Annotated in this window: 9 protein-coding genes and 2 pseudogenes; 6 read left to right on the top strand and 5 right to left on the bottom strand. The window is 60.9% G+C overall.

Features of this window, described 5'->3' with window-relative positions; all coding sequences use genetic code 11:
* Positions 1–561: 561 nt before the first annotated feature.
* Positions 562–1641, bottom strand: a complete 1080-nt coding sequence (locus QTH97_RS34170; RefSeq protein WP_286573028.1) for a flavodoxin family protein — start codon at positions 1639–1641, stop codon at positions 562–564.
* Positions 1642–2308: 667 nt separating this feature from the next.
* Here QTH97_RS34170 and QTH97_RS34165 point away from each other — a divergent pair.
* From QTH97_RS34165 to QTH97_RS34150, 4 genes and pseudogenes are all read left to right on the top strand, one after another.
* Positions 2309–2540 (top strand): annotated as a pseudogene (locus QTH97_RS34165) (Hsp70 family protein); the annotation flags it as partial.
* Between the two features lie 218 nt (positions 2541–2758).
* Positions 2759–3151, top strand: a pseudogene (locus QTH97_RS34160) (PrkA family serine protein kinase); the annotation flags it as partial.
* Positions 3152–3397: 246 nt separating this feature from the next.
* The gene (locus QTH97_RS34155; RefSeq protein WP_286573027.1) at positions 3398–3889 is read left to right on the top strand and encodes a hypothetical protein; all 492 of its coding nucleotides are present in this window, start codon (positions 3398–3400) and stop codon (positions 3887–3889) included.
* 162 nt (positions 3890–4051) lie between these two features.
* A complete protein-coding gene (locus QTH97_RS34150; protein ID WP_286573026.1) occupies positions 4052–4564 on the top strand; it encodes a hypothetical protein in 513 nt (170 codons plus the stop codon).
* 133 nt (positions 4565–4697) lie between these two features.
* Here QTH97_RS34150 and QTH97_RS34145 read toward each other — a convergent pair whose 3' ends face one another.
* Complete coding sequence (locus QTH97_RS34145; RefSeq protein ID WP_286573025.1) at positions 4698–5030, bottom strand: hypothetical protein; 333 nt, start codon at positions 5028–5030, stop codon at positions 4698–4700.
* Positions 5031–5217: 187 nt separating this feature from the next.
* Positions 5218–5787 (bottom strand): nitroreductase family protein, encoded by a 570-nt coding sequence (locus tag QTH97_RS34140; protein WP_286573024.1) that lies wholly within the window; start codon positions 5785–5787, stop codon positions 5218–5220.
* A gap of 1182 nt (positions 5788–6969) precedes the next feature.
* Between QTH97_RS34140 and QTH97_RS34135 the strand changes: the two genes are divergently transcribed.
* A complete protein-coding gene (locus QTH97_RS34135) occupies positions 6970–7176 on the top strand; it encodes a hypothetical protein (protein ID WP_286573023.1) in 207 nt (68 codons plus the stop codon).
* 180 nt (positions 7177–7356) lie between these two features.
* Here the strand turns inward: QTH97_RS34135 and QTH97_RS34130 are convergent, their stop codons facing one another.
* Entirely contained in the window at positions 7357–7683 is a 327-nt protein-coding gene (locus QTH97_RS34130) for a hypothetical protein (RefSeq protein WP_286573022.1), read from the bottom strand.
* A 1261-nt stretch (positions 7684–8944) separates the two neighbouring features.
* A complete protein-coding gene (gene pstS / locus QTH97_RS34125; protein WP_286573031.1) occupies positions 8945–9979 on the bottom strand; it encodes a phosphate ABC transporter substrate-binding protein PstS in 1035 nt (344 codons plus the stop codon).
* 935 nt (positions 9980–10914) lie between these two features.
* On the opposite strand from pstS, the gene QTH97_RS34120 reads away from it, so the two are divergent.
* Entirely contained in the window at positions 10915–11244 is a 330-nt protein-coding gene (locus tag QTH97_RS34120; RefSeq protein ID WP_286573021.1) for a PRC-barrel domain-containing protein, read from the top strand.
* Positions 11245–11289 lie beyond the last annotated feature (45 nt).

The following is an 11289-nucleotide window of genomic DNA, read 5'->3' as shown; positions in this document are numbered from 1 at the left end:
CCTGGAATTGACGACAGTCTATTGCGTGGGCGTGCTGAAAAATCGACTGGCTATGCTTCACGAGGATTCACAGCCGCCGAAAAGCGCGACAGATGCTCTCCGACGGGACTTAGAGCGGCTTGGAGAATTCATCGGACCTCGGCTCGGCGATTTGGATTCCACGCGTCTGGCGATCGCCAGGAGACGCGCCAATGATGACTTCATGAGTTGGCATGCAGATGTCGATGCATGCATGCATATGTGTGCTAACGAAAGAGACCGCCCTAGTCGCGAGAAGCGACGCGCCTGCTGGCATAGGTGCTCGCACACTGGCTCCTCCTGGGAACGCATGCGGATATGCAATGTCATCGATTGGCTACCGCCGTGAGTCCGGGAGCGGAGCCCATGCGCAAGTGAACCATTCCAATGGCCGGACTATTGTCGCGCGACGCGCCCTGGCGCCGGCTGCTCTCATCTCGAATGGATAAAGACTCCCTCCAAGCGTCACGGACCAAATACGCTCATCGAGACGCTGGGGAAGATCAGCTACCTCAAATCGCTCGGCTCGCGCTTGAACGTCGCCTATTTGGGCCTTGGCCGAGTCAGTGCGCGGTCAGGCACGCTGAGCTTGCCGGTGCGGAGATCACCGACCGCGCGGGCGACCGCGCGCGCCACGTTGCGGGTTTCCTCCTGCATGTTGGTGTCTTGGTCGAGCGCGTCGTGGCTCGTGGCGTAGGGCTCGTAGTAACCGATGTAGCGATCCAGCCTCGCCTGGAAGCCGGCGTCAACAAGGCCCATCCAGTCGAGCCAGTCGCAGAGGTTGCGGCGCAGACTCTCGACGCCCGCCACATCGCCATGTACCAGCACGCCGTAGACGCGGCCGGCAAGGTGCTTGGGAAAGCTCCAGCCGTCGCCGTCCAGCTCAAGCGCTTTGGCCTCGCCAACCTTCTTGCCGTGCGTGCTGGTTGGATCGGGGTTGCCGCCATCGGCGCACACGAGGCGGTCGATCATGAGCTTCAGGGGACTGGTGGCCTGATACCAGTGTGTGGGCGTAATCAGGATCACACCGTGCGCCGCCACCCAGCTCTCGTAGATCTCGTTCATCCAGTCGCCGATCTGACGCAGGGAATGATTGGGGTAGCAGCTGCAGGGCCAGTGGCACAGCGGCATGGCGGTCGAGACGCAGCCCTTGCAAGGATGAATTTGCTTGCCATACTCCGAGGTGACAAGACTCAGGTCCAACACGTCCGCTTCGATGCCGGCGGCCACAAGCACCTCGCGCGCGATTTCAGTGAGGCGCCAGGACTTGGATACTTCGCCGGGACAGGTACCGTCGTTGCGCGGCGATCCGTTGACCAGCAAGACGCGCGATCGTGTCTCCGGCTTGGCCCACAGTGCCTGCGCGGCATCGATACGCCCCTTGGCTTCGATCCAGTCCACCGAGAGGTCGTAATGCGGGTCCGCATAGCCGGCGCCCGCCTGGCGGGTGACGGGCGCTTTGCGCCCTTCCTCGTAGGCCTCCCACGCGATGAGTTCTATGCGCTTGAGCGCCTCAGACTCCGCCTTGAAGGCCGGGTCTTGGTAAGGCTGCATGAATCGATCGTGGAACTCGGCGCGGCGCAGCGTTTCGGGCGCCTGTCCTTTTCGGGTTCTTGGGGTCATCACAAGAATCTAACGAAGCGCCACCCCTTCCCACACGCAGCGCACAGGCCAAGCTGCAGTAGGTGTGCAACTACGTCGAGGCGGCCGCCGCGGTTGCCTCGACCCAGCTATGGCTGTGATTGGCGCCCGAACCGTTTGTCATTGCTACGGGCTGGGACGACCCGGCGCGAGTGAACCTAAACGGACTTCGCAGCCTTCAAATATGGAGTAGAACACCGCTACCCGGAGAGCATCCCATTTCTTGCGGGTGTGCAGTGCAACAAATGTTTAGGGGTAGGACTTCGTGTCCAGGCAGTCCGCCCCCGCTCAACCTTGACCGGACTTTTGCTGCACCGCGCCCTCAACTTCTGGATCTGTCCAAGACGGTACGACCTGCGCAGGTCGATGCCAAGTGGGTAAGGCTGCAAAGGCTGTCCCGAGAGAACAGCAAAAGTACCGCCGTCGAGTCGCCCGAAGTTTCACGTCGACTGACTTCCCACGGGCCGGTAGCGCTGGACGAAGACGGCGGGGAAATGCATTACAGATCAAGCAATGCTTCGGTTGAGTCAGGGCAGGTAGAACTGGACGCGCCGATCTCCAGTCAAGCGGTGGCGCCGAGGCGCTCAGGACTAGCCGCAGACCTTGGGTCCTACACCTCCTTAGTTCGGCCGACATGGGCAATCGCGCGGCCTCGCGCGGCCTGCCGCAGATCGATGTGAGCGTCGACATCAACGCCAACGGCATCCTGCACGTCTGCACGTCGGCGCCAAGGACAAGGGCACCGGCAAGGAAAACAAGATCACCATCAAGGCGAACTCGGGCCTGTCCGAAGACGAGATCAGAAGATGGTGAAGGACGCCGGGCTTAACGCGGCCGAGGACAAGATAAAGGTCGAGCTGGCCCAGGCCCGCACCAGGGCGAAGCCAAATTTCTTTTTCACGTTCTTCTCGACATTGGGCTTATGTCTGCGCTTGCAGTCCAAGCAGTGCTGGTGTCCAGGATGCTGCGATCGATTGAGAATGAGGTGGACAAAATAGACCTAGAAATTCTCCGCTGGCTCGCCGTCGGAAGTCTCTCGATCTCGTGCATTTACGCGGCACGAATCATCTTGGGTATCTGATCACCACTCTGGTCCCAGAAGTTCGTCGAGATGTTCAGGCGCCGATCAAGGTGCTGCATCCGCTGCTGACGGCCACCGAGGAAGGCAACCTCAAGGCCACCGAAGGCTTCAGCGCCGTCCCCTTCGACGGCATAGTTCCAGCGCACAGCAACGAGAGCGAGTGCAGGCCTTCCGCCACAACAAGAACAACGAGGCGTTCCTCAATCGCATCTACATCTCAAGGTGCCCTACTGTCTGTGGGTCTCCGAGGAGATCAAGTTCTACGAGAAGCTGGTGCGCAACTCGTCGCTGTCACAGGCGCCGTGCGCGCCCCGTACGCTGCGGACAATAGCGCAGTTGCCGGTGCTGACGCGGCTGGAGAAACCCGAGAACCCGAGCATCTTCAGCAAGATGCAGGTCTATGACGGCGAGCTCGAGTCGTTCAAGGCATATCTTGCGGCGAAGCGTCTTGCCTTGGTGCTCGCGGGTGGAGGGGCAAAGGCGCTTATCAAGCCGGAGCACTCTTGGCCCTGATGGACCTCGGGGTAGGCAATGTCGAGGTTGTCGCGGGTACCTCTGTCGGGTCTTTGCGTCTTGATCGGGGATGCCCACGGGGAGCGACGTGGCTCCTTGGCCTCCAATATGATGGGCGTCGCTTAAATCGGCAAAGGGCACTGCATGAAGAAACTCATTCTTTTGGCGGCGCTGGCGATTGCTTCGCTAGGCGCCCACGCACAGGGTACAAAGCCCGCAGACAACCCCGCACTTGTTCGCATGGGTCAGCAGGCAGTCGTAGCCCTCACATGTGCTGCGTGGGCGCGCTACATGATCCACGACAAAGTCAAGGGCGCCAGCTATGCCGAGGAGGCCACACGCCTGCGGGCCTACGGCCTGAAGACCGGGCGGGCGTTCATCGACCGCATCAAGGAGGTCACCAAATCGGACGCGTACAACCAGCTTCCGAGCTACTACAGCGTGTCACTGGACTACAGCCAAGGCACCGACTTCGCACTCGGTCAGTTGACCAACCAGGTAGATGAGAACGCCGCGAATCAGTTCAAGATCAGGGACGCGTTCGACAAAGTGAGCTACGACCCGGCGATATGGCGGCTGTACGCAAGCAAAGCGTACAGCGATAGGAACTGTGACCTGATCGGTCGCAGTCCATGAAACTCATCTTCGCGGCGTCGCTAGCCGCAGCATCGCTACCGATTGCGCCCACGCAAGCCGTGCAGGCGCATGCCGCGCCCCGTAGGGTTCGGCGTCCTTGAAGCCATGGCGAAAGGGCCTGACATGCAATTGCGCCGCGTTTACATACTGAGGCGTTGGTTCGTGGGCCTATTCGTCGTCTCGCTCGTAGTCCTTGTTGGCTCGCTCAGTTGGAAGGGCGAGGTCGCCCAGGAAGCCCGACTCGAGGGCCGAGAGCATCAGTATTCCGGACGGCTCAAAGATATTGCCTGCATGGAGATGCTGAGGGCGGCCCTCGTCGGCGTTGAGCCTGCCTGGACGGAAGACTGTCCCGACCCTCGTCTCAAGGCGCCGCAGCAAACAGTAAGTCAGGAAGTCGCGCGCATCATGGAGCAGCGCGCGAAGATGGAGCGCATGCGCGAGTCGGAAAAGCCTTCGCGCGTGTCCCCTGTGGATCTCGCCGTATTCACCACGGCCCTGTCCTTTTTCGGCTTCATGTTCACCACGATCGTCGGTTGGCGCAAGGAACGCCGCGACGCGTCCCACGACACCCTGGACACGGAAAAGAAGGAACTCGAGATTGCCAAGCTCCGATCGGACCTGGACGCGCTCGCGGAAAAAAAGAACGGCGAGCCCCGGAGGGTTCGACGTCCATGAAGGCACCGGTTTCTCAGGCCCGGCCGGAGGTTCCCACAGGCACACCATACCGTGAGACGTGCCTTCTGTGGGAAAGCCGCTGCACAGTGGTCGGGATCAGATGACCGTCATTGCGCCGCTTTTCGGGTCGCACTCAGACTTCGCGCAGTCCACGCTTCTCGTCCTCCTGACGCATGAGCGTGCGGCCCGCGTGGTGCTGGGCAGCGCCGAGGTTCATCAGCGCCCGGGTCAGGCTCTGCGTTCCGGCCGCGCACGAGAAGTCGCCGCACGGATGTGAATAGTTGGTGAAGTAGTGGGCCGGCTCGCCGCCGAACGTGCCCACCATGATGGCGAGCCTCACATCGGGCATCTTGGTGTGGATGCGCACACGCACGCCGTCGGCGCCCTCGTCGTGCAGGCTGTGCTCGACCTCGCCATCGGCGAGTGCGGCGGTCAGGCGCTTGAGCGCTTCGGTCGCTGAGGTCATCTAGAACCCTTGGTGTGTTGCGATGCATGCAGTGTCAGCCCCGCCTTTCGGTGAGGCGTCGGTTGCGTGTCAGGCTCTCGTCGGGGTCCGCTCGTTTTCCACTTTTGCAAGGGCTTGACGTGATTGGCGTTTTTTGGGGCTACCGTGTCAATGTGTCGAAGAAATTTACCCCCTTGGTGCCGCGGCCTCAAGGAACAGGCCTTGGAGCGAGCCAGGTGATGTCCGGTCTTGGACGCGGATGGCCGGGAGGAACCTGTGCTGGATGTCCAACCACTATGGCGACCTCCGGGTCATAGCCTTCTGGAATACCAAGCTCCTGGCTGACGCCCGGGCTTCGCAGCCAAGGGATCGGGGCACCGACCCAGCACGAACCGACAGAAAGCGCATGCGCCGCCACAATCAGGTTCTGGCCAGCTCGACAACAGTCGTATCGCGTCTCAGGATTGCCCCTCATCGCGCAGATCACGAGCAGCGCAGGTGCGCCCCAGAAGACGTCGAACTCGGGCCGCTCCGACCACGTCCAGTGCTGTCCCTCGGGTTGGTGCGTGCGGGCATACTCTTTCGCTCGCTGGCCGTAGCTGGCCAATCGCTCGGCACCTTCAAGCACACACAGCTTCCAGGGCGCTTCCCCGCTGACCGGAGGCGTCGGAGCCTGGACCGCTGCCCACAGCAACTCTTCGATCACCTCACGACGCAGTGGCAGCTTCTTGTAGGCGCGGATTGAGCGTCGCCCGTGAATAGCTTCGAGAGCATCCATTTCCACCTCCAAAGGCCGTGAGCGATATGCAGAGAATCCGAAAGCCAAGCCAACAATCCAAGGACAATTTTGCCCGAGGTTCCTAGCCCGACGCGCAGGTTCGAATAGCGTAAGTCCCACCCCTCCAAGTACGAAGGCGAGCAGAAGCGTCGCCCAGCACGACGCCATTGAGGATCTTCTGCGCGTCTGTCGCTGTCGCAAGAGGAACGATCTTGTCGGCCAAGCTCACGGTCAGGACCAAAGTTCCAGCGATGAGGATCAGCATTTGCTTCGTCAGGTCTTTGTTTCGGGATAGTAGAAGCTAACGAAGCGGTTTGCCGGCGTGTCCGCGGGGTTTCCGGTGCTGGCATTGGGATTGGTCATCTAAGTGCCAGTCCTGTTAAACGCGTTCTACGTGGAGCGGAGCGACAAGTTCCTCGGCAACAGGACCTTGGATCGACTCGTTCGCGACCTCATCGCGGTCCTCACAGCCTACGCGTTGCACTACTCACCATGCACACGCGGTGTGCAGGGCACCCCCGGGGGGGAGGCGCGCGCAGGACTTCCTGCGATGTGGGCGGGCGGTCTAATGTCGTACGGCCAGACCTCCTCGAGCTGAATCATCGAGCCGCACGTCGACAAGATATTAAGGGGTGCCAAACCGTCAGACCTGAGGTTCGATCTAAAGTGAAATCAGAGATGCTGCAGACCTGATAGTCGAGCAGCCCACGTGCTATCGTCCGTTGGCAGGCTCAGCAGTTGCTGACGACAGACGTACTTGAGCGCGAAATGCCATCGGTGCCATGCCGGGAGCCTTTTCGGCCACGCTCGACTGCTTCACGCCAACGAAGGGGGGCCACCAGGGCGGAGGTCAATCCGATGTTAATACCCACCCTGCCGGTCTGGGAAAGGACCAGCGCTGGCGTGCAATGTGCGCAAGCAACGCGAGCCGCAGATGGCCATGATCTCATCGCGCCGGCCGCGCTCGGATGCCACCTTGTCGGCGTAGATTGCCGCTGCAACCGGCTGTGCCGGGTCACCAACGACGAGCAGCGAGTGGGTTTCCCGGCGAATGCATGTTTCGCGAGCGCGCCGATATTTGTCCTACAAGCCAAGCGGGTGTACGACTACCAATACGAGTTGTACGAGTGCCTACTTTGATTAGTGGAGCGCCATCGCTCCGATGACTTAAGAGGCAATCATATGGCTAATCAATCAGGTCAAAACAATCCCGATCAAACAGGCAACCAGCCCGGCAACCCAGGCCAGCAGCAGCAGGATCCGGGAAAGCAACAACCGGGGCAAGGCAGTCCGAGCAATCCGGGGCAACAACAGCAAGACCCGGGCAAGCAGCAGACCGGCCAACAACCAGGTCAGGGCACGCAACAGCAGCCTGGCCAGAAGCGTTGAGGAAGTTTCTGCCCGGCTCGTGCCGGGCGGTCGTTCGAGCGGCCGATCTCGGTACCGTGAGCGCTTGCTGATGATCAGTTCGCGCCGCGGAAGCTCAGTGAATGGTCGATCCGGCGTCCGACGACGCTCGCAAAGCACTTTCACCTCGGTCGGCGTCCCGGTGCTTCAAGCGCGCCAAGTTTAAATCTTCGGATCTTCTCGTCTTGCGCGTAGTTCCGCCAGCTCTTCGGTCAACTTACGAAGCTGGAGGTCTTTTAGCTTCCCGTCGACAAGCGCCTGCTTGACGTCGCGACGCTCTTTCCGGATCGAGAAGAATGTCGTCACGCATAGGCCAAGAAAAGAGACCGCCAATCCCAGAATGGCAACGACAGCAGCTGGGCCTCCCGACCATTCATGGTGGAGATTCGTGAACATTCGGACATAGGCGATGACGCACAGCCACACGACCGTACAGATGCCCAACGCGACGAACATCAAATGCCAGCCTACGAAGTTTCGCTTCTTCAAGCGCGCCTCCTTTTGTCGAATCCGCGTTGTGGCTTAACTGCAATCCGGGGACAGCTTTCCGCTCAGCGCGGGAGAGTTGCTTTCCGTGTGATCATCGCACCAAACGCTGAGGAAGACCGCAAACAAACGGATGCTTTTAAGCTTCCTGGCCGAGGCCGGTAGTTGTGTTCGAACGCCGGAACTGCGTCGTCATAAGGCGCTGAATCCGCGTCGGCGACTCGCGATGCACGCTGGCCCAGCCAGCCGCCACCAGGACCGCTAATGAGCCGAGGGTGTTGATCGCTGATTCCACGGTTCTCTCCTGAAGTCAATCGTCGGCAACTTTGCGCTTGCCACGGCCGGTTGAGAACTCTCCAAATGCACTGCGTGGTATCTACCAGTTTCGACAAGAAGTTCGTTGTTTCGATTCGGGTGCCAGGTCCCGCCCGCCGGAGACAAACTGCTGTCGCTGGGCCGATCGTGCAAGAGCATGCGCGGGGCAATCGTCGAGTAAGTGGTTCATGACGCCCACAGGCCAAATTCGGTTTTCAGCGGAACGCGCAAATTCCTTTCGTGCATGGCGCCCCGCATCGTTTGCCACTCATTTAACAGTTGTCCGCCGACGAGCCGAAGTCGCAACCTGATCCAATGGACTGGCTGGAAAAGATCAGACGACAAGAGGCAGGTAAGTGCCAGGACCACTTCCGCATCACCGCGAACGAGGATGACGCTCCGGTGATCAAAGGAGGCACGAAGGCAGCGCGCATCGGTAGTCGCACAAGCCCGCTTGGCTTGTAGGACAGGTATCGGCACAGCCCGGATTGTCGAGAGAAAGGCACCTGGTCTCGTTCCTAAGCGCTTGGCATGGGACCTCGAGCGTCAGGCACCAGCAAACATTGTCCGAGGGACGCGCGTAGCCCGCCCAGCATCGGGCGATGGAGTATCCATTCGCCAGGTAATCCACTCGGTGCTCGACGGTGGTGAGTCGGTCGAGATCGCCGCCCCGATGTGCACGCGGCGAACTGCCGGTCGCCGATGTGCTGTTCAACCCCGGCGCCCAGGCGACAGACGACGCGACAGAGGATGAGTTGCGGTTCTTCGCCAAAGAACAAATCACTTCAGAAGTGCCGGCCCACGTTGCGAAGCCGTCATAGGACGTTCGGGGCTTGGGATGCGTCTTCACGACGCCGTATATCACCATGTGTTCGCTTGCCTGCACTCCCGCGCTCGACACCCAGCCACCTCCGTCCTGTCGGCCGCCACGCGCCACTTCCAGAGGGGATCAATTGGGCCTGATCACGTTGCCGGAGGTGTCCCTGACCTCGCCCCACGCGTGCACGATGGCACTCTTGACCTTGCCGGGCATCGGCACGTAGTCGAGCTTGCTCGCGGTCCTGTCGCCCTCTCGATAGGCCCAATCGAAGAACTTCAGCGTGGTCGCCGCCTGGACCGGCCTGTCGGGGGACTTGTTCATCACGATGAAAGTGGCACCGGTGATGGGCCAGGCATCCTGGCCCGGCGCGTCGGTCAGCACCCGGTGGAAGCTCTCTGACCATTCCGCATCCGAAGCGGCGGCCTCGAAGGCGTGGTTACTGGGCGAGACGAAGTGGCCGGCCCGGTTCTGCAGCTTCACGTACGCCATCCTGTTCTGCTTGACAAAGGCGTATTCGATGTAGCCGATCGAGTTGGGCAGCCGACTGACGAACGTTGCAACGCCCTCGTTGCCCTTGCCACCCGCACCGCTCGGCCAGTTGACAACCATGCCGTCACCCACCTTGGCCTTCCACTGCGGGTTCACCTTGCTCAGGTAGTGGGTGAAGAGGAACGTGGTGCCTGAGCTGTCGGCACGCCGCACCAGCGCGATCGGAGCATCTGGGAGTCCGAGCGAGCCGTTGAGGCCTTTGATGGCTGGGTCGTTCCATCGGGTGATCCTGCCGAGATAGATGTCACCGAGGACCTGGCCACTGAGCTTGAGCTCACCAGGCTTGATGAAAGGGATATTGACCACGGGGACCACGCCGCCGATGACGGTCGGGAACTGCAGCAGGCCTTTGGCCCGGAGTTCCTCGTCGGTCAACGGCATGTCGGATGCGCCGAAGTCGACCGTCTTGGCTTCGATCTGCTGGAGGCCGGCGCCTGAACCGACCGACTGGTAGGTGACGTTGACACCTGTGGCTTCCTTGAATTCGGAGGCCCACTTCGTGTAGAGGGGCGCCGGAAAGCTGGCGCCCGCGCCCGTGATGTCCTGGGCACGCGCTGTCACCACCTGGGCGAATGCCAAGGCGGCCAGTCCCAGGGTAGCCAAGCTGCATCGCATGCTCATGCGCACTCCCTTCGTCGTCTGCGTCCACGACGAAATTCTTCGGAGGGAATGTGGCAGCGTCATGACAGAAGCGCTCCGACGGGACCTCGCTTTTGAACCTGAAGTGCGGGCCGTTGGGCATGAGCCTTGCATCATCAAAACCGATCAGCAGGCAGGACACCCTTCCATGTTCCGTCTTGGTGCGCCGTTTGTCTCCTCCACCCAGATTGGTGGATTTCCCCCCGAGTTCCCACGGACTCGGGGCCTCTTCCTGGTTGGCGCTCCACACTGGTACGCTGTTCCCGAAACGTACGCGAAGCCGTCCGACACCTCGGATGCGGCACGCTCGAGAAAATCGATCCCCGCGCTGCCGTGCGGCCATCGTCTGCACATCAAGCCGTTCCGAAAGGACGTGTCATGAACAACAGGTCAGAGCAACTCAAGCGACTGCTTGTCCGCATGCAGGCGCGCTATGGCGAACAGGATCCCGACGTGGTGCAGCTCCGTGAGGAGCTCTCTCGTCTGGAGCTTGAGGAGGCGCGCTGCGCTGGAGTTCTCAGATACTCCAACCGTCCGCCTTTTGCAGGTCGATCGCGAGACATGGCGCACGCCGGCTAGGTCAATCGGGCGCGCAAGTGGTGAGTGCGGCTGCCGTCTGAGCCCGCTGGCAACGACCGGCCGGACCGTGGCCGCAAGCAGGCAAGAGTTGGACGCATCCTGCTCGAGCTCGTGATGGGCGGTGGTTAGCGGGCCACAGGAGCGAGCGCATGGCATTGCCATGAACTGCGAGCGGGTTTGCCCGCGTGAAGGCTGTCGCGACGACCTACAGCAAGTACCTTCTTTGCCTGATCCGACCGCGTGCACCGGCCAGCGATAAATAGATTGCTGGGCTTTGCACAAGCGGCCGACGCTCCCCAGCGGCGCCGGTTGATCACCAGGAGTTTTTTCTCATGGCAGATGTCATTTCGTCCGAACGCGTCGAAGGAACCAACGTCTACAACGCTGCCGGCGACAAGCTCGGCACGATCGATGACTTGATGATCGACAAAGTGTCCGGCCAAGTCCGGTACGCCGTCATGGAGTTCGGCGGCTTTCTGGGCCTCGGAACCGATCGCTACCCTGTGCCGTGGAACATGCTGAAATACGACACCGCACAGGACGGTTATGTGGTGCCGTTGGACAAGTCCCAGCTGGAAGGGGCTCCTCGATATGGTTACGAAGAGGTCCCGGATTACGACGACACCTATCGCACGAACGTGGACAAGTACTACGGCTTGTGATTGGGATTTCTGCGGCAACGAGGCACCTTGCGGTGCCTGTGTCAT

Source organism: Variovorax gracilis (genome assembly GCF_030317115.1).
Taxonomy (GTDB): Bacteria; Pseudomonadota; Gammaproteobacteria; order Burkholderiales; family Burkholderiaceae_C; genus Variovorax; species Variovorax gracilis.
This window is presented reverse-complemented; position numbering and strand designations above follow the sequence as displayed.

What these genes read in the sequence shown, in the direction of transcription:
- QTH97_RS34170 (WP_286573028.1), bottom strand. Translation starts at nt 1,641, where the DNA reads ATGACCCCAAGAACCCGAAAAGGACAGGCGCCCGAAACGCTGCGCCGC.
- QTH97_RS34155 (WP_286573027.1), top strand. Translation starts at nt 3,398, where the DNA reads ATGAAGAAACTCATTCTTTTGGCGGCGCTGGCGATTGCTTCGCTAGGC.
- QTH97_RS34145 (WP_286573025.1), bottom strand. Translation starts at nt 5,030, where the DNA reads ATGACCTCAGCGACCGAAGCGCTCAAGCGCCTGACCGCCGCACTCGCC.
- QTH97_RS34140 (WP_286573024.1), bottom strand. Translation starts at nt 5,787, where the DNA reads ATGGATGCTCTCGAAGCTATTCACGGGCGACGCTCAATCCGCGCCTAC.
- QTH97_RS34135 (WP_286573023.1), top strand. Translation starts at nt 6,970, where the DNA reads ATGGCTAATCAATCAGGTCAAAACAATCCCGATCAAACAGGCAACCAG.
- pstS (WP_286573031.1), bottom strand. Translation starts at nt 9,979, where the DNA reads ATGCGATGCAGCTTGGCTACCCTGGGACTGGCCGCCTTGGCATTCGCC.
- QTH97_RS34120 (WP_286573021.1), top strand. Translation starts at nt 10,915, where the DNA reads ATGGCAGATGTCATTTCGTCCGAACGCGTCGAAGGAACCAACGTCTAC.